Below are 16,629 nucleotides of genomic sequence, written 5' to 3' on the forward strand. Positions count from 1 at the left end.
TTTAGGTACCTGCCAATGCGCCGCTTTTTTCCATGCCTTCCGGCATTTCGCCAGTTCCGCTGACTAAGGTCGTTTGCCACTGGGCACCCAGCATCACGCAGTTAATGCCAGAGCCAATCCCGAGCAGCGCCACGTTCTGGCCTGCTTCGAGGAACTGCGTTTGCGCGGCCAGAGCCAGCGTAGTCGGCAGCGCGGCGGCGCCGGTGTTGCCTAACCACTGCACGGTCGCGAAGTCGTTATCGATCGACAGGCCCAACTTTTCCAGCACCAAACGGCGATGCGTTTGGCCAACCTGATGACAGATGGTGCGATCGATCTGATCAGGGCTCCAGCCGGTTGCACCGAGGAAGTCTTGGAAGGTGGCGGCCCCGGTGGCGATACCTTCGGCCATCAGCTTTTCGGAATCGGTTTGCATCAGCGGATTGCCGACGCCCGTTTCGTTCTTTCCGGCAATGCTGTGGCAAAGGTCGTGGTGCTGGGTATGAGCACGAACCCCAGCACCAATGAGCTGATTGCCAGTGCGGCTCAGTTCCTTGTCGCACAGAATCATCGCGCAACTGGCTGAGCCGATGGTTAGCGACGCGACCGCCAGCTTGATGTCGTTGCGGCTGAGGTTGCTACTTTCGTTGAGCGTGGCAATCGTGTTGTCGACCAGATGACGCCCACTTTCGGTGCCGACGACGATACCTGCTTTAATCTGGCCGAGCTCGATCATGTTGGCGATTTGAATCGCGCCATTGAGAATACCAAGGCAAGCATTCGAGACGTCGTACACCACGCAGTCTTGTGGCAGACCCAGGGCATGATGCACGCGGCAGGCGGTGGCGGGCTCGAGGAAGTCGCGGCAGACCGAGCCGTGGATCAGTGCGCCGATGTCGGCCGGATCGATTCCCGTGGCGGCCATTGCATTGCGGGCCGAGTGGATGCTGACATCCCCTGGCTGAACTGCTTCTGGGAAGAAGCGACGCTGGGCAATTCCCGTCATCAACTCTAATCGCCCCTCAGGCAACCTTAGCCGTTTGTAGAGGGGCTCTAGCCGCTGTTCGATTTCGGTCGAGGTGACAATCTCGTCAGGCAGACAGTAGCCCAACCCTTCGATGCAAACGTTCTGATATTTCATGCCGACTCAAATGACCAAGAACTCGCGTGCTTAAAGGGTTAATCATACCGGCTTTAAGCCACTTACGAAACCAACATCGAATTTGAATTCGACGATGCCCCACCGATGGCAAATCAGAAATGACGGCGTCGCTAGCTGGAAGATTTGGCGACAGCGTCTTGCTAGCGGCACAAGATATAGAAAATGCTTGGCAAGCTTTAACGGATCAGTAGACTTCTCCACATCTTGTGATTGATCTGGGAACGCGACGGAACGTTGCGATCTGATCAAGGCTCATGATAGGGAGGTCATCGCTTCAGCCAAACCCAGGACGGGTATCTGCGATTCGCTTGGTGCGATACTGCTATGTTGTCGGACTAACTGCATAGAGGTATCGGCATACCACCGGTAAAAGTTTTGGACGAACTTTGCCATTTGCCAGGCAGACTATCGCAAATTCTCTTTTTTGGGCCAAGCCGAAAGCGGGCGATCTATTGGGTCTTGGGAAGATTTTCCTTTATTGGTGCATGACGCGCCCGAGGAGTCCCCAGATGTTTTCAAAACCTGTTATTGGTTTGAATGCTAACTTTCGGAATGCAACCCATGATCGGCCTGCATTCTCCTTCATTTCCGCCGGTTACTTCGATGCAGTGATTCGTGCGGGTGGGATTCCTGTGGTCCTTCCTCCTGTTGGCAACGCCGAAGATCAGCAAGCTGTTTTGCAGCGGCTGGACGGGGTGGTGTTGATCGGTGGCCCGGATTTGGATCCTAATCGGGATGGCTTCATGCGTCACGCTTCCATTCGAATGATGGAACCGCGTCGAGAAGAAGCAGACCGTTCAATGATGAAAATGATCGCGCAGATGCGTTTGCCGGTATTCGGTATTGGTGTCGGTATGCAATTGATCAACGTTGCCATGGGTGGCAATCTGTTCATGCATATTCCGGAAGACCTGCCGGGTGCGTTGCCGCATCACGACACGATCGACAAGCATCACCGCCATGGACTGGAAGTGGTTCCTGGCACCCTGATGGAAAAAATCTTCGGCGATGGCGAAGTTCGCGTGAACAGCAGCCATCACATGGCGATCGACGAATTGGCCCCAGGTTTCATGGTCTCGGCACGTAGTCCAGACGGTGTGATCGAAGCAATCGAATCGGCCCACGATGATTGGTTCGCCATCGGTACGCAATTCCATCCGGAAGCCGAGTCGGCTTCGGCGTTGGATCAGCGGATTTTTGAAGAGTTCGTCGAAGGCGTTGTCACGGGTAAAACCAACAACGTCGGCGTTGCTGCTGCCTAGTGCAAGGGAGCAGATCGCACGATCAGCCAGGGGAAAGCAGGAACCGCAGGCCATTGGTTCCTGCTTCCCTCTCTTTTTATTCTTCGAGGAAACTTCCCTTCTAACCGTTCGGGGCTTGCATGCCTCCTAATACGCTCGGATTTTCGAGTTTTGCGGATCACGCGCGGCGCTATTTCGTTGGCACCGCGATGACTCCTTGTCTGCGCTTTACCAGCGGGGCAATCTTGAAAGTCGACGGGCGCGGCCTGAATGCAGGCTTTGAACTGATTCAACAATTGAATGTTCGCACGCCTCCTGATGTTCGCGCGCTCCTCGAGCAGGGCGGGGCAGGGCTCGCGGCCGGCTCTCAGCTTCCCGGCATGGCCTCGCGTTTAGTGGCGGAACTACAAGTTGTGAACGTCGAGCGGCTGCTCAACTCGTGCGGTGTCTCGGCGGAAAAGGTCTCGGCCATCGGACAGCGCGGCCCGGTCGTGGGGCGCGAATACTGGAAACAAACGGGCGCCTCGCTCACCATTGGCGACCCAGCTATCTTGGCGGAAGCAACCGGCGTGACGGTTATCGATCACTTCGAGCAACGCGACGTTGTCAAAGGTGGTACGGCCCGCGGAATCGACGTGTTGCCGATGTGGTTACTGCTGACCAAAGCAGTTGATTCGTACAGTGCTCGTCCGACGGTGGTCGTTCGCCTTGATCAAGCGATTGAACTGTTTTACCTGCCCGCGCGACGTAAGAACCGGCACGTTCCGGCGCTGGCTTATCGCAACATCGGCCCTGGCTTCGCTCTGCTGCAGAAGCTACAAGAGTTGTGCGATAATAAGTACGACCAAACTCAATCGTTGGGCGCCTCCTTAACTCGGATCATGGAGGAGGAAAAAGCGAGCGAAGTTTCGACCGACTCTGCCGATCAAATGAATCGCCTGATCGAGTCGATCACCAACCAATTGCCGGAATTGCTCGCCTCGAGCGTAACGCTCAATCAAGCGATGGAAGTATACTGGGCCGAACTTATCCATGGCCAGATCTTGGAACACTTTCCTACGACGCCTGAGTTCGCGGAGATCGTTATCTTAGGACGCGGAGCCCGTCGCGAGGCACTCGTCAAACGACTCTCGGAGAAGTTCGCTGGCATACCGCTCTCGACGGAAGTCTCCCGTGGGTGGATCTCCGGCGCGACCGGAGCCTCGATTGCCGCCATCTTTGCCGCGATGCATGTCGATCAGGTAAGTGGCAACCTGCCCGATTTAACGGGGGCAACCGCCGCCCGGGTGCTCGGACGGATTACGCCTGGCAACCCCGCCAACTGGCGCGGGCTACTTACGCAGATGGAAGTTGCTTCTCATCAAACGGTGCCTCTCCGCGAAGCGGTTTAGATTCCTTTGAGGGTCGGCAAAGTATTTCTTCCGTTCTCCTAACTAACGACCGTCTCTTAAGCGTGCTCCTGAGAGTCCATCGGGGTCGTCATCGTCGTCGTTTATCTTTTGAATCGATTTCTCAATATCGTAATCGACACGGCTAAAGATAATCGTGTCTTCTTCCAACAACACGTAAGACGGACGCCGATCGCCATCGCGAGGCTGACCGACCGACCCTACGTTGCAGATTGTCTTGCCAGGGCCAAGCTGATACTGGTAATCACACTGTTCCGGAGAAAGGAAAGCCCATTCCTGCTCGTCGTGGGGATAAAAAATGCCTGGCACGTGGGTGTGGCCGCAAAAGCAGAGCCTTTCGAATCCCTGCGCGACAGCATCCAACTTGCGAGGATTGTAGATGTCTTCAGGAAACAGATACTCATTCACCGGATCACGCGGGCTGCCATGTAGGTACAATGCTTGGCCATCGACATGCTTGTAGGGGAGATCACGAAGAAATGCACCAACCGTTGCCTCCTTACCCGTTTTCAGTAGCCGTTGGCGAAAGTTGAAGATCGAACGTTTGGCGGCGTGAGCGGTCCAGCCTTCAAGGTCGTCGCTTTGCATTGCGGCCAGATCGAAGTTGCCGAGCAACACAACCGGCCATGCCATTGCGTGCTCGACACAAGCAATTGGATCGGTCCCATAGCCAACTAGATCACCAAGGCAAAACACCTCCCGGACGCCGAAAGAAGCCATGTCGGCGAGAACCGCTTCTAAAGCTTCGAGGTTGCCATGAATATCACTCAAGATGGCCCGCATGATAGGCTTTCCACGTTTCGCTGAATCGATTGTCTGTTCGGATTATCACCTGATTCAAACAATCGAGCCATGATCGGGCCTAAAATCATTGGTTGCTCACGCAACAACGTCAACGAATCTGAGCCTGTTCGATTTCTTCCAAGGCAAGATAGGCGTTGTTGATGCTGCCACCAGAGAGCTTTCTTCGCCACGAATTGGAGTTCGGGTTGCCGGTTCGTACCACATACCAGAACAGTCCGGCCGAGATCAGAAATCCCAACCCGCCAACGGCAAGGGAAAGATAAAGTGCTTGCGGATGCAGCACGATGTCGAAACCGAGAGCGACAGCGACCGGAATCCACATCAGCCACCACACGAAGCCAATAATCGTGGCGGCATTGAGGTAACGCGCCTGCAGATTGTCGAGCTTACGACGGATGTCAACGACTGATTTCGAGTAATCGATGCGACGGATGCGGGTGCAAACCATCGCTGATTGGGCGATCACCAATACGCCGTACACATGCAGAATCAAGCCGCATGCCAAGCGATGAGGAACATAGGTATTTTGTGTCCAGCAGAACGCTCCGAGTACAACGAGTGCGATGCCGACGAGTAGTTGCACAATTTGTCCGCGAAACAGTGGCCGCAGCGAATTCTCGACGCGCTCCATCAATTGACGACGTGTCAGCAGCAAGCGGCCGGCTAACTCCTGTTCGGCCATGCTGACGGATGACTGCTGACTTGAAGACGCGACATCTCTGGCCACCGTTTCTGCCATCGTGGCACGAGATGTCGATGTGATCGATTGCACGTCTGATTTAATCTGGCTGGCGTGTTGATAGCGACGCTGCGGTTCTTTTTCCAACGTTCGTAGAACCACTTCATCCAGTCGCACATCAATGGCGACTTTTTGCGAAGGAGCCGCGAAACGCCCGATCGGGAGTTCCCCGGTCAGCATTTCGTAGAAGACGACACCCAGCGAATAGATGTCGGCCCGATGGTCAATATTCCGCGATCCTTCCAAGTGTTCTGGGGCCATGTAACGCGGCGTACCCATCACTTGGTGCGTCCCCGTGAGCATGTCGGGCTGGCTCTCGCTGCCCAGAATACGCGAGAGCCCAAAGTCGGCGATCTTCACGGTGCCGTCCATCGCCAGCAAGATGTTTTCTGGCTTGACGTCGCGATGGATTACTCCTTTGTCGTGCGCGTACTGCAGGGCGTCGCACAGATGGGGAACGATCGCCAACGCATGGGCTGGCGCCAATTGACCTGCTTTCACCACTTCGCGAAGCGTCGACCCGTCGACGTATTCCATTAGAAAGTAATAGGTATTCTCGACATTGCCGAACTCAAATACCGAAACAATGTTTGGGTGGCTAAGCCGAGCCAGCGTTCGTGCTTCTCGAGTAAATCGCAGCGCGAACTTAACATCATGCCCCAGTTCTTCTGGTAAGATCTTCAAGGCGACCACGCGGTCCAGCCCTGGCTGACGAGCTTTGTAAACGGCGCCCATTCCGCCAGCCCCGATCAGTTCCATGATCTCGAGGGCAGGGAACAACTCGGCCAGTCGTCCTACGGTTGGAGGTTGAAAACCGCCCGTTGCCGAAACGCCTTCGCTCAGGGCGTCCCGAATAACCGATGAGCTCTCGGGGAAGCGATCGAGATACTGCTGCGCAATCGGCGCTTCCCCTCGTCGCCGCCGATAATCGACATCGAGCACGATCAGTTCGGCCAGCAGGACGTCTCGTTCGATCGCGGAAAGATTGTCCGTCAGAACCGATTCGATGGTCGGTTCTTCATTGGCTTGCCAACGCCGTTCAAAGTCGGCGCAGAGATCGTCAATGTGTTCCAGGACGGCGATCGGTAGTTTCTTCTGGCGGATGTTCATGGGGTTCGACTAATTCCTGCTGGCATTTTTCTCGAATCAGGTGCAAACGACGCTCGATCGTCCGCTCCGAGCAACCAAATCGCCGGGCTAACTCAGCGTTGGAATACCCTTCTAACTTGGCACCCGCCAAATCTCGGAGCTGCCCGACACCTAAATGAGAAAAAAATTGCTCTACCGATTCCTGCATCATCAGCACCATTTCGGGGGATGGCTCGTCACCGATCGCTTCGATGATGCTGCCATCCTCGGCCGCTTGGTCCAAAGAATGGAGCATGACCTTGCCCCCACGCCGCTGCCGAGCATCATGCCGCCGCTTATCGATCACCTTGCGGGCCGACATTCGCAACAGCAGCCTCCACAGATCGTCCCGGTCCGCGAGATCGGGAAAATTCCCGTTCTCAGCCGCGTTATAGAAGCTATCGAAAACGCTCAGCACGATATCTTCTTCATCCGAAACGGCCCGGTTCTGCCCAACCAACCGTCCACGAACGGCCCGCACAAGCCGATCGAAATACAACCGCCAAATCTGGTTCGCCGCCGCTGAATCCCCGGCCTTCACCAAATCGATCCAATGGCTGACGTTTGTGGATTTGGACATCGAGGTTAGCGTTCGGAGAGATGAAGATCAAAGAACCGAGGAGTGTGGTTCCTATGGTACCATACCCATCCGAGGAATCGAGCTTTCGAGACGAAATGCGAGCGAAGCAGAATTAAGTCAGACGATGCCGAAGTTGGCAATCGCTGACGCTATGGAATCGATTATCGTCAAAGTTATACCCAGTGATGTTGCAGTTCGTCGCGGAACGGAATGTTCTCTAACCATTCTTGCAGTGTGGGCGAAAGTGAAGTGACATCGTAGAACGGTTGGTTACCTTCATTGCTGCGAACCCACTGGTAAAGTCCCTTGTCCCATGGCAGGCCGCGATTGGGATCGAACTCTGCGACTAGTTCCGGGGCATACCAGCGGCACAACTCATAGAGGCCATGTGGTTCCAGGCAGATATATTTGAATAGATCGTAAAGCTGCGAGATCTTACGACTAGTGTCGATGAAGGAATTGAGTCCTTTCGCAACTTGCGTCGGATCGGCATCGTATATTCCCTGCAGCGTGGCATACAGACATACGATATGCTTCTTCGGTTTGCTCCAGGACGCGTACTCAGCAATCGCCGCAGCAAGCCGTTCACGATCGCGGCTGATGACGGCAGTGATCCCGGCATGTAACAGTCTCTCTGCCCGTGGCCCACGTTGGGCGTGAGCTGGCGTGACAGACGTGTAATGTTGAAAAAGGGGAATGTCACCCGATGCGAGGATGCGTAACATGTCATTCGCACCGCTAAGAAAGTCATCACATTCGTCGCGTGTTCCCCACCAATAGCTGAGTCGACCAAACGTGCTTGCTGAACGTGCGAGTTCTTCTGGATTGTCGTCGAGAATGCGTTTTCCGTAACCACGTTCAAGCAACGGATAACCACGCATGAGGCTCTGAGTCGCATGCGCGATGTGCTGATCTTCGGTCCAATCAACATCTCGCATTCGGTGGACGCCAAGTAGTTCTGGGAAGTACATCTCCTGTTTGGCCGAGAAATAGTCGTGAAGCGATTGGCCCGCACCGTAACTGTCTACGAGGACCTCGATATCGCGCTGATACTTTTTCGGAAGTGAGTCAATCATGCTGTTGGCTACGGAAAGTAAGAAACGGTCATGATCGGTCTCAATGCAGAATGAGATTCCATGGCGTGACGGTCCAAAGCGGAAATGCGACGATCGTTCCGAGCAAGACTGCCAAACCCGCCAACAGCGCTACGAAGGATATCGAATTTCGTCGAGTCACAAACGCCAAGGGCCAAACCAGAATCACGAATGTCAACCACATCGCGAAGAGGAAGAACATAAATCCAAAGACGGCGTACTTCTCTTGCCCAAGTAACGTAAGCATGTCACGCGGAGGGCTATAAGGGATTCGCACCAGTTCCAACAGAAGCCACTCGACGACCACAACCACAATCGTGGCGATCACCATCCCTATGCGTAATCGCGAAGCCCTTTCTGTTTCTACTGAGGATTCCGAGTCGCTCATCGCCGTGTGTCCATCGTTTTCGTCACCCTTCGATTCCTGAGGAAGATTTCGGGAACATTGGGTTCTCACAATCCTCGTGACTGTTCGATCTTCCTTGGTAACGCCAACAGGTCATCTCGAGAACCGATCGCCCATCCGTGATAGTTGTCGGTGATTTCGTACCAATCCATCGAGCCCTCTCGCTTATCTAGGCGAATGTTCAAACTGTTGGCCGACTGCTGCGAGAATCAAGGAGATCGGCTGGCGGACATCATCCTTGATCGTCCGTCGAAACGAGTTAATCGCACAAGCGAAGGAAATTGTCGCGAGCGTCGATGTTGAAATAGGGGAATAGGGATCACCCGTAAGGGACAGCACGCAAAATTCACTCGACTCAGCGGCCCACATGCCAGGCTCATCAAACCATACATCACCGTATTCTTCGTGAAACCAATGTAACTGCTTCGTGAGATCGATGGTATCAAGGGCCTGTTGCTTATGTTGATCAGACGGAGCCGCTATCCACTTGGCAACCGCTTCTAATTGCTGCGTAGGTGGTTGCGAGTCAACGAGCGATTCGAGGGCCATTTCCGGCGACTCTCGAAGCCAGGCATCCCAGTGTTGGCGAGCCTGTTGCGCGGCTGCATAGGTCGCGGCAACGAGATACCACGGCCCGACGGAAGCAAGCTGTTCCATCCAAACGTTGAGGTTCACTAGCATCGGCCCAGGTCCGGGCCAGGAATCATCCACTTCACGCGACTCGGCCAGCCACTCGAGATCCCGAAGCAAGTCACGATTCTCTGGCAGTCCATTTCGGTCGTTTGATAGCGGACTCATCGATGCCTACATGCCTCACTCCAAGTGGCCAACGGGTTAACAGTCTGTTGAATTTCTCAGATCGGCTACGCCATTGAGATTGGGGCGATTGCGGCGTTGTGAATTCCTCGACCTATCTAGTGGATATGCCTGCGGACTCACGCCTTGCCCTCGCCCCAATCTCAATTACTCGCTAACGAAGCAGAAAATCAACAGGCTGTTACGCCCAGATGATACCACACCCAAGTCACGCAGATCGAGTTCGCCGTTGCTCTTGCCGGTCAACCGTTGGACATGATCTGCTCGACCTCTTCCTCGGAATACATGAACAGCGGGCGAATCTCGATTTCGGAGTCCTCGGCCGTTGGGCAGCGTTTTACCCAGGCAATCGCTGCTTCCATCGACCTTTGTTTCCCCGGAATTGAAGCTCCGATCTAAGAGGGGGCGAGCGACGCAAGACAATCATCGTTGGAGCTGACGATCAAAAAAGTCAAGTACAACTTTAATCCTCTCGGGCGTAAAGAACTTCGGTCCTCCGTGTCCGGCGTCTTGCACAATCACCAGTCGGCCACTCAGACCCAACTGATTATAGAGCGTCTCCATGCGTTTGCTCTGGTCGATAAGCACTCGCTTGTCGTTCGAGCCATGAAAGATTAACAGCGGCGGAGCATTCTTGGTCACATAGGTTGCAGGGCTTGCGAATCGTTCGGCCTCAGGTGTGATCTTTCCGCTTTTCAGGCCGCCCAACAAAGCAAAGCTTCCAGCTTTTTCGGAGTAAGCGATTTCCGGCTGTGTCTTTCCTCGCAGTTCAAAATCGGACGGACCAAAGAAGTCAACGACAGCCTGCACCGCAGAAGATTGGTCGAGATTTCCACCCACTTTTCCTTCCAGATCATCGACACCAGCGGAAACTCCTAACAGTAGCGCGAGATGACCGCCTGCTGAACTGCCACCGACGAAAATCTTAGTTGCGTCGTATCCATATCGATCCGCATTGGCCCGCAGCCATCGGACAGCCGCTTTGCAATCATGAATCTGAGCCGGAAACACGTCCACGTCGGTCAGTCGGTAGCTGATGCTCGCCACCGCGTATCCATGTTCCGTAAGTGTCTTTAGCGGCACGCGTTTCCGTGACCCGCTACGCCATCCACCCCCGTGAATCCACATCAACAGTTGCGGCTTCTTGGTGAGACCGTCTGTGTTTGATGTAGATTCCGGAAGGAAGATATCCAACATCAGTGAATGCCCACCCACTTTCGCAAAGACGACATCTGTATATTCGGTGACAGCGCCTTCCGTATGCGATGTTAGCAGGCAGTCCAGGAAGACACTCATCACGACTAACAGCACGCTTGCAAATCGCAACACGAAGAACCCCGTGAATATAAAGAAACGATGATCGCCACTGATCGCTCCGGCGGTCCGTGTACGACACAAAGATTAACGGAGGCCGCCACGGCCATCATGATTTTTCATCATGATGGAACGCGTTTAAACGTCACAATATACTATTTGTCAGCGGCATTCTGCCTGTTTCGATCAACCTAGTCACATCTGGCCCTGTTGAAAACTACAGGATTTCCATGGATTGGAAAATGATGTCAGGGTGCATGGTTCGTCTTAAAAATTGCCTTACCCGGCCTTTCGCTTGGTCGGAGGGTTAAGTCCAAGATCTGACGGCGGGCTGTTGCGAACGGTTAACAGTCCGCACACGTTTGCCTCCTCCACACGAGATTCCTTGCTTAATGTCCCATTCCTAGTGCTTATAGGGGCCAGCCAGGAGTTTAGGTCCTGCTAGTCGCCGGTAAAGGCCGCCGGTAATAGTTTCAGAGTGATTCGAGAATGAATTCCCCATGGGGCCTGGAAAGTGGACTGAGACTTTGTATCATCAAGGCCTGCTTTGTTGGCCTATCGAGTTCTCAACTCTCCATGATCCCTTATAGAGAAGGCCCCCCGCCGGATGAAGAGAAAAGGTTTTACCCTCGTTGAATTGTTGGTGGTGATTGCCATTATCGGAGTTCTGATTGCCTTGCTATTGCCCGCCGTTCAGCAGGCTCGCGAAGCTGCACGACGCATGCAGTGCACCAATCAGCTCAAGCAGTGGATTCTTGCCACGCATAACTATCACGATACGTTCCGCAAGTTTCCGACCAGTTTCCAGGGCACTGGAGAAAACCAGTGGTCGGCCCAGGCTCGCCTGCTTCCATTTTTGGAGCAAAAGGCCATCGAAACCGAAATTGACTACAGTGTCGACTATCACGAATACCACTACGGTGGTACGCATGAGACGCTAATCAACGGCGTTCCACTGCCTGCTTTGCGGATTGATGCCCTGCTTTGCCCGTCGGAGGTTAAGGATCAGCAGCGTGTCGATGGCTCGGGCCGTCCTGAGAACTATCCTCTGAACTACGCCATCAATATGGGCGTTTGGTACGTCTATAATGGTTCTAGTGGGGGTGAAGGTGCCTTCGTGCCTGGCAAGTACATGCGTATGGCCGACATGACCGACGGAACGAGCAACACGATTGGCTTTTCGGAAGTGAAAGCCTATACCCACTACGATCGGGACAACGGACCCTACGGGGCTTCCGAGATCAATTCGTTTCCGAATGTGGCTTCGTACATCGAATCGAACGTGACCACTTCGACGCGTAACTCTGGGCACACCGAGTGGGTTGACGGTAAGACGCATCAGACTGGCTTTACCGCGTTTTTCCCGCCTAATACCGATTTCAACATTGGTGCTGGTAGCCCAACTCCGGCCGACTTCACCAACAATCGAGAGCACCGAGCTACTAGTAGTTCGCCAACCCTGGCGGCCGTCACCGCTCGAAGTTATCACCCAGGCGTGGTGAACGCGGCGTTCATGGACGGCTCGGTTTCGCGGGTCACGGACACGGTTGACTTGAGCGCCTATCGATCGGCCGCAACTCGCAACGGCGGCGAAGTTTTGAGTCGCGAAGACTTGTAACGCTAGCTACTAAGACCGATTCTGAGCCTAAAGATCATCAGCGCGGTACGCTGGGTTAGCGTCATCGTAACCCAGCGAAGACAAATTGGTGCCTGGCTTATGACTTAGGAAATGGTGTCAGGAAACATTGTTCGTCTTGGAATTTGCCTTCCTCTGACTTTCGAGTAGTCGGAGCGGTGAATCCAGGATCAGGCGGCGGGTTGTTGGGAGCGGTTAAGAGTCCGGACACGTTTGCTTCTTCAGACTTGAAAGAGCCCTTGCCTATGAAAGGCGATGGCCAGTTCGCGAAACACTTGAACGCTTTGCTACGTTAATTCTTCAGGGACACTTTCTGAGCGATAGGGATAAAGGGTGATGCGAATGGAAGCCCCAACCTCCGCAAGCCGTCTTAGTAATTCGGTTGAAAGTCCTTGGTTGAATGCCCACGGATCCGTTCCACAATCGTAGCCGATGTTGAATTCTCGTTTTATACACGTTGCCCAAAGAGATTGCACCGACTCGGTAAGCGAATTAATCACATCGAGCATCTGCAAGATATTCGGATTGGGTTCCGTATACTGTTTGTCTGTCTCGAACGTCGCATACCAAAACCCATTGGGGCTTGGCGTGACATGAAGAGGAGAGATCCCACCTTTTTCGAGGGCCACTGCGAGATCGCTCAAGTCATCTCGGGAAACCAAGTCGAGGTCCGTATTCCGATAACAAGTCATGTTATCCATGATCGCCTACCTGAATGAAAAGTTGCCAGACGAAGTGTAAGATTGTATCCGTTCCGACACATGGCGACCATCGAAAATTCAAATCCCACCCTGAGTCAATTTCGAAGGCACTGGAGATTAGGAAATGGTGTCAGGAAACATTGTTGGTCTTGGAATTTGCCTTCCTCTGACTTTCGAGTAGTCGGAGCGGTGAATCCAGGATCAGGCGGCGGGTTGTTGGGAGCGGTTAAGAGTCCGGACACCTTTGCTTCACAGCATGAAGACGTTTCACGAATGGCTGAGAGAACGGCAGCAACAGGAAGGCTTGTTGCTCAACGCTGACGGCAGGCTCAAGGGCATGTCGCCTGCGAATCCGTTGCCGAGAGATTCAGCGGTGAATAAGAGCTTGAGCAAGAAACCCAAGTCGCCACCGTTAGGCGTGCCACCCGACAAAAGACAACACTGCAAGCCGTGGAAGCCTGCTCAACCGGCCAAGCTGCAACCATTCAACCCAGCACAGCCTGCGAAGATCGTGATGCAGAAGCCGAAGGCAGGGCATTGAAGTGAAGACCTAGCGTCAAGAAGGAGTTGAATGATTGATTGTCAGGTTTGCGATTTGCCCATGTAGGACTCAGGGCTTGAGCCGCCGACATGTGTGCCGTCATGCGGATCAACCACAAACTCAACATGCTTGTTTGCTGGTGAATCCCACGCCCGCCCACGAATGCCTCTTTCTGTGGCTTCGATTATTTCCAAACCATCCCATGATAAACGCTCAGTTATCCAGAGTTGGCCTTCGAGGCCGTACGCTTCTATTTCCGTGAAGTCAACGAAGCAGATCAGTTTGCAACTCGGGATGGCGAAGACTTGCAGCAATGGAGAGCTTTGGATTTCCACGAATTGGCCCTGTGCGGAAACTGGGACCCAGTAACCCTGACCGTTGCTAACGACACAGACAATATCGGGCGAAGGGGTGCCGAAGACACCAGTTAATCCGCCAGCTCCGCTGCGAAAAATGCCAACCCACGGCTCGCCTACTGCCGGATAGACTTCAAGAGCAAGAGGCTCGCCAGAGTGTGTCTCGAACTGTAGTTCGCCCGATCTTGCCTCTGATCTTTGCCAGTCAAAAATGTATCGTTGGAAAGCACTCGATTGCTGTGCCGATGTTTTACAAATGGCATAGTTGGCTTCGAAGCCTAGATTGTCCTGTATAAATGTGGTCACCATATCCGCTCCTACTTCTTGTCCGGTCGAAAGAACCGATGGGTGATTACTTCATTACGGCCAGAGGCTGAGGGACAGCAACAGGAAGGGCTTTGGCTGGGCAATGACAAGCTGGCACAGCCGGGCATGAGCAACATTAAACCGTCGGATCAGCCCAAAGCAAAGAGCGAGAAGCCCAGGCCCACCGCATCGCCAGTGAAGACGCTCAAGGCGAAAACGATGGCCTGATGATCAAGTCCTGCCCAGCATTCATCAAGGCGTAACGGGTGGCTGTTCATCCAGAGAACACGATGCTCCAAGAGCCTCAGCATCTTTACAGAATTTAATGGCATGCTCGACGTCGATAGAGATTGGCTCTCCGTTTAGCAATCGGTCAACAGCGTGCTTAGCGTCGCTCAGACCGCAACCTGTCGTGTCTCTCAAAAGGCGATTGAAAGCTACTTTGTTGAACCCTTCTTGCCAACTCGTGACTCTTACTGTTGTCATGGTTTCTCCTCAATCTACTGTGATGGTGATCGGGCGTGGGACATGCCCGGGATTCGCTGCGGTTGTGCGAGTCCCTCCGTGAATAATGACTCTCTTAGCACTCTGCTGTCGTCCCAAGTCTTTTGCCAATTCTCGAAGCGTACTCGGTCCAAGTGAACCTGCTCCTGGACCATCGATATGCATTCCTCTCAAGATAAGATCGTCGCCCTCCTTCACCATTCCGGTAATGACCGTTACGTCTCCTTTGGGGGTCGTTGCCACGGGATTCAGCGGTCAACAAGAGCTTGAGCAAAAAGCCCAAGCCGCCGCCGTCAGGCGTGCCGCCCGACAAGAGACAACACAGCAAGCCGTGGAAGCCTGCTCAACCGGCCAAGCTGCAACCCTTCAAACCGGCACAGCCTGCGAAGATCGTGATGCAGAAGCAAAAGACAGAGTATTCGATTACCGTGGATATGTGCTGTGAATGAGAATAGCTAGTCCTTCTGATCCTGCATCTTCTCCTGTTTCCGAAAGCAATTCATCGCAAATGAAAGCAAAGCGTTCCTTCAATCCGCTGGCATCGACTTCAACTCCTCGGTATGTGACGGACGCTTCCAACTTGCCTGCGAGTTGGAAAACAACATCAATGAACCTATCTGCCAGTTCAAACGGCAGCGTAGCGAAGAGGTACTTTAGCTGGAGGACATCCCACTCACCTTCCTCGAATCCAAATACTTCATCTCCTTCGCATTGAACCTCGACTTCAACGATTGATGTGTGTTGCCACGGCGGAATCTTCCCCTTTCGGTCAAGGCTTACGACATCGTCATGCAAAGTGAACCCGAGACTCCGAAATTCTGGCAGTAACTCAGTCACTGGACGTTTAGCGACACTGCGAAGTTCAACGCACTCGATTTCGTGTAGATATTCGTAGTCCATTATCGAATGCCTCTATTCGGCGTTATTCCCGGAACACGTCGAAATGGATCGACTTCGGCGTGCCAATCCGGCGTTAGTTCCCGAAGGTTCAAAGGAGAGTTGTCAACTTGGTGCCTCTGCGGATCAACGTGGTGAAGTTCCCTTCGTTCCCAATTCCCTGTTCTTGGATTGTAGTCCATCGGAGCGTTTCCTCGAACTGACGGCGGGCCTGTTCGCGTTTGCCCTGAACCAGGTAGCAGATACCGATTTGATAGTGCGTTTCAGGGTAGTTCGGATCACACCGCAACGCTTCTCGAAACGCGGACAACGCAGCGTCGATCTGATCGGTTTCGAGCAGCACGAGCCCTTTCAAGTACCACGCGTCGAGATCGTGCGGCTCGATCTGAATGACACGTTCGGCGTATGGCAACGCGGTGTCGTATTGGTCGGTCGAGAAGTAGCAACGCCCCAGCAGGCAATGGACCTGCGCGTCGTTTGGATCGATTGCCAACGCGGCCAAGAGCGGCTCGATCGCCTTCTCGGGCTGGGCGGTATTATAGTAGCAAAGGCCTAGATTTAACTGCATGTAGAACGAATCAGGGCTTCGCGCGAGCGCTGCCTGGGCGTACTCGATTGCTTCCCGAAACTTGAACTTGCGGGAATAACAGTAGCCAAGTTGAGCGAGCGCCCATGGATTTTCAGGCTCTGCCGCGACCCACCGATGGAACTCGACCAGCGCCTCGTCGAACCGCTGCAGTTCCATAAAGAATTCCCCCCGCCGCGAAGCCGCCTCGCCTGGCGTCATCGAAGAGCCAGGCTGTGATGGCTGCGGCTGCGATGAAGAATTCATAGCCAACCGGCCTGCGAAAAAGGAAACGAGCGAAGGAAGCGGAATGTGCTGGGGTATGGTTTATCGTAGTAGGCTTGGCCAAGGTTGGGTAGGGTGAAGTGCGCGAGAAACAAGAGTCATGGTAAGTCGAATCGAGGCGGGTTACTTTGTTACGGAGTGACGACCCATTGCCCAAGATTTCCAG

At 53.8% G+C, this 16,629-nt stretch carries 18 protein-coding genes; 6 read left to right on the plus strand and 12 right to left on the minus strand.

Features of this window, described 5'->3' with window-relative positions:
• Nucleotide 1 precedes the first annotated feature (1 nt).
• Nucleotides 2-1,120: a 3-oxoacyl-ACP synthase III gene (locus tag C5Y83_RS23920; protein WP_105332321.1), complete on the minus strand. Its 1,119-nt coding sequence runs from the start codon at nt 1,118-1,120 to the stop codon at nt 2-4.
• A 530-nt stretch (nt 1,121-1,650) separates the two neighbouring features.
• Here C5Y83_RS23920 and C5Y83_RS23925 point away from each other — a divergent pair.
• Both C5Y83_RS23925 and C5Y83_RS23930 read left to right on the plus strand, forming a co-directional pair.
• Nucleotides 1,651-2,403, plus strand: a complete 753-nt coding sequence (locus C5Y83_RS23925) for a gamma-glutamyl-gamma-aminobutyrate hydrolase family protein (RefSeq protein ID WP_105332322.1) — start codon at nt 1,651-1,653, stop codon at nt 2,401-2,403.
• Between the two features lie 188 nt (nt 2,404-2,591).
• Nucleotides 2,592-3,773 (plus strand): anhydro-N-acetylmuramic acid kinase, encoded by a 1,182-nt coding sequence (locus C5Y83_RS23930; RefSeq protein WP_158262498.1) that lies wholly within the window; start codon nt 2,592-2,594, stop codon nt 3,771-3,773.
• A gap of 42 nt (nt 3,774-3,815) precedes the next feature.
• Here C5Y83_RS23930 and C5Y83_RS23935 read toward each other — a convergent pair whose 3' ends face one another.
• The 7 genes from C5Y83_RS23935 to C5Y83_RS23965 all read right to left on the minus strand — a co-directional run bounded on the left by C5Y83_RS23935 (nt 3,816) and on the right by C5Y83_RS23965 (nt 10,687).
• Nucleotides 3,816-4,574, minus strand: coding sequence for a metallophosphoesterase family protein (locus C5Y83_RS23935; protein ID WP_105332324.1), 759 nt, complete (start codon nt 4,572-4,574; stop codon nt 3,816-3,818).
• 109 nt (nt 4,575-4,683) lie between these two features.
• On the minus strand, nt 4,684-6,444 hold the full coding sequence (locus C5Y83_RS23940; RefSeq protein ID WP_233207343.1) for a serine/threonine-protein kinase: 1,761 nt from the start codon (nt 6,442-6,444) through the stop codon (nt 4,684-4,686).
• Nucleotides 6,395-7,042 (minus strand): ECF-type sigma factor, encoded by a 648-nt coding sequence (locus C5Y83_RS23945; protein ID WP_105332325.1) that lies wholly within the window; start codon nt 7,040-7,042, stop codon nt 6,395-6,397. Before C5Y83_RS23945 ends, C5Y83_RS23940 begins: the two co-directional genes overlap by 50 nt.
• A 173-nt stretch (nt 7,043-7,215) precedes the next feature.
• Nucleotides 7,216-8,118, minus strand: a complete 903-nt coding sequence (locus C5Y83_RS23950) for a hypothetical protein (protein ID WP_105332326.1) — start codon at nt 8,116-8,118, stop codon at nt 7,216-7,218.
• 40 nt (nt 8,119-8,158) lie between these two features.
• The gene (locus C5Y83_RS23955; protein WP_146117904.1) at nt 8,159-8,524 is read right to left on the minus strand and encodes a hypothetical protein; all 366 of its coding nucleotides are present in this window, start codon (nt 8,522-8,524) and stop codon (nt 8,159-8,161) included.
• A 183-nt stretch (nt 8,525-8,707) separates the two neighbouring features.
• Complete coding sequence (locus C5Y83_RS23960; protein ID WP_105332328.1) at nt 8,708-9,340, minus strand: hypothetical protein; 633 nt, start codon at nt 9,338-9,340, stop codon at nt 8,708-8,710.
• A 441-nt stretch (nt 9,341-9,781) separates the two neighbouring features.
• Nucleotides 9,782-10,687 carry an alpha/beta hydrolase gene (locus C5Y83_RS23965; protein WP_233207344.1) on the minus strand — a complete coding sequence of 302 codons (906 nt, stop codon included), beginning with the start codon at nt 10,685-10,687 and terminating at the stop codon, nt 9,782-9,784.
• Nucleotides 10,688-11,279: 592 nt separating this feature from the next.
• On the opposite strand from C5Y83_RS23965, the gene C5Y83_RS23970 reads away from it, so the two are divergent.
• Nucleotides 11,280-12,290: a DUF1559 domain-containing protein gene (locus tag C5Y83_RS23970; protein ID WP_105332329.1), complete on the plus strand. Its 1,011-nt coding sequence runs from the start codon at nt 11,280-11,282 to the stop codon at nt 12,288-12,290.
• A gap of 305 nt (nt 12,291-12,595) precedes the next feature.
• Here the strand turns inward: C5Y83_RS23970 and C5Y83_RS23975 are convergent, their stop codons facing one another.
• Nucleotides 12,596-13,009 carry a hypothetical protein gene (locus C5Y83_RS23975; RefSeq protein WP_146117905.1) on the minus strand — a complete coding sequence of 138 codons (414 nt, stop codon included), beginning with the start codon at nt 13,007-13,009 and terminating at the stop codon, nt 12,596-12,598.
• Between the two features lie 256 nt (nt 13,010-13,265).
• On the opposite strand from C5Y83_RS23975, the gene C5Y83_RS23980 reads away from it, so the two are divergent.
• Nucleotides 13,266-13,550: a hypothetical protein gene (locus tag C5Y83_RS23980; RefSeq protein ID WP_105332331.1), complete on the plus strand. Its 285-nt coding sequence runs from the start codon at nt 13,266-13,268 to the stop codon at nt 13,548-13,550.
• Between the two features lie 41 nt (nt 13,551-13,591).
• Here C5Y83_RS23980 and C5Y83_RS23985 read toward each other — a convergent pair whose 3' ends face one another.
• Entirely contained in the window at nt 13,592-14,215 is a 624-nt protein-coding gene (locus C5Y83_RS23985) for a hypothetical protein (RefSeq protein WP_105332332.1), read from the minus strand.
• A 39-nt stretch (nt 14,216-14,254) separates the two neighbouring features.
• On the opposite strand from C5Y83_RS23985, the gene C5Y83_RS23990 reads away from it, so the two are divergent.
• A complete protein-coding gene (locus C5Y83_RS23990) occupies nt 14,255-14,440 on the plus strand; it encodes a hypothetical protein (RefSeq protein ID WP_105332333.1) in 186 nt (61 codons plus the stop codon).
• A gap of 484 nt (nt 14,441-14,924) precedes the next feature.
• Nucleotides 14,925-15,161, plus strand: a complete 237-nt coding sequence (locus C5Y83_RS23995; protein WP_105332334.1) for a hypothetical protein — start codon at nt 14,925-14,927, stop codon at nt 15,159-15,161.
• Here the strand turns inward: C5Y83_RS23995 and C5Y83_RS24000 are convergent.
• The gene (locus C5Y83_RS24000) at nt 15,140-15,616 is read right to left on the minus strand and encodes a hypothetical protein (RefSeq protein WP_105332335.1); all 477 of its coding nucleotides are present in this window, start codon (nt 15,614-15,616) and stop codon (nt 15,140-15,142) included. The genes C5Y83_RS23995 and C5Y83_RS24000 overlap by 22 nt on opposite strands.
• Before the next feature lie 88 nt (nt 15,617-15,704).
• Nucleotides 15,705-16,445: a tetratricopeptide repeat protein gene (locus C5Y83_RS24005; RefSeq protein WP_105332336.1), complete on the minus strand. Its 741-nt coding sequence runs from the start codon at nt 16,443-16,445 to the stop codon at nt 15,705-15,707.
• Between the last annotated feature and the right edge of the window lie 184 nt (nt 16,446-16,629).

Origin of the sequence: Blastopirellula marina (assembly GCF_002967765.1) — a bacterium.
Classification (GTDB): Bacteria; Planctomycetota; Planctomycetia; order Pirellulales; family Pirellulaceae; genus Bremerella; species Bremerella marina_A.

What these genes read in the sequence shown, in the direction of transcription:
- C5Y83_RS23975 (WP_146117905.1), bottom strand. Translation starts at nt 13,009, where the DNA reads ATGGATAACATGACTTGTTATCGGAATACGGACCTCGACTTGGTTTCC.
- C5Y83_RS23920 (WP_105332321.1), bottom strand. Translation starts at nt 1,120, where the DNA reads ATGAAATATCAGAACGTTTGCATCGAAGGGTTGGGCTACTGTCTGCCT.
- C5Y83_RS23970 (WP_105332329.1), top strand. Translation starts at nt 11,280, where the DNA reads ATGAAGAGAAAAGGTTTTACCCTCGTTGAATTGTTGGTGGTGATTGCC.
- C5Y83_RS23985 (WP_105332332.1), bottom strand. Translation starts at nt 14,215, where the DNA reads ATGGTGACCACATTTATACAGGACAATCTAGGCTTCGAAGCCAACTAT.
- C5Y83_RS23925 (WP_105332322.1), top strand. Translation starts at nt 1,651, where the DNA reads ATGTTTTCAAAACCTGTTATTGGTTTGAATGCTAACTTTCGGAATGCA.
- C5Y83_RS23995 (WP_105332334.1), top strand. Translation starts at nt 14,925, where the DNA reads ATGACCGTTACGTCTCCTTTGGGGGTCGTTGCCACGGGATTCAGCGGT.
- C5Y83_RS23945 (WP_105332325.1), bottom strand. Translation starts at nt 7,042, where the DNA reads ATGTCCAAATCCACAAACGTCAGCCATTGGATCGATTTGGTGAAGGCC.
- C5Y83_RS23930 (WP_158262498.1), top strand. Translation starts at nt 2,592, where the DNA reads ATGACTCCTTGTCTGCGCTTTACCAGCGGGGCAATCTTGAAAGTCGAC.
- C5Y83_RS23950 (WP_105332326.1), bottom strand. Translation starts at nt 8,118, where the DNA reads ATGATTGACTCACTTCCGAAAAAGTATCAGCGCGATATCGAGGTCCTC.
- C5Y83_RS24000 (WP_105332335.1), bottom strand. Translation starts at nt 15,616, where the DNA reads ATGGACTACGAATATCTACACGAAATCGAGTGCGTTGAACTTCGCAGT.
- C5Y83_RS23940 (WP_233207343.1), bottom strand. Translation starts at nt 6,444, where the DNA reads ATGAACATCCGCCAGAAGAAACTACCGATCGCCGTCCTGGAACACATT.
- C5Y83_RS23980 (WP_105332331.1), top strand. Translation starts at nt 13,266, where the DNA reads ATGAAGACGTTTCACGAATGGCTGAGAGAACGGCAGCAACAGGAAGGC.
- C5Y83_RS23935 (WP_105332324.1), bottom strand. Translation starts at nt 4,574, where the DNA reads ATGCGGGCCATCTTGAGTGATATTCATGGCAACCTCGAAGCTTTAGAA.
- C5Y83_RS23955 (WP_146117904.1), bottom strand. Translation starts at nt 8,524, where the DNA reads ATGAGCGACTCGGAATCCTCAGTAGAAACAGAAAGGGCTTCGCGATTA.
- C5Y83_RS24005 (WP_105332336.1), bottom strand. Translation starts at nt 16,445, where the DNA reads ATGAATTCTTCATCGCAGCCGCAGCCATCACAGCCTGGCTCTTCGATG.
- C5Y83_RS23960 (WP_105332328.1), bottom strand. Translation starts at nt 9,340, where the DNA reads ATGAGTCCGCTATCAAACGACCGAAATGGACTGCCAGAGAATCGTGAC.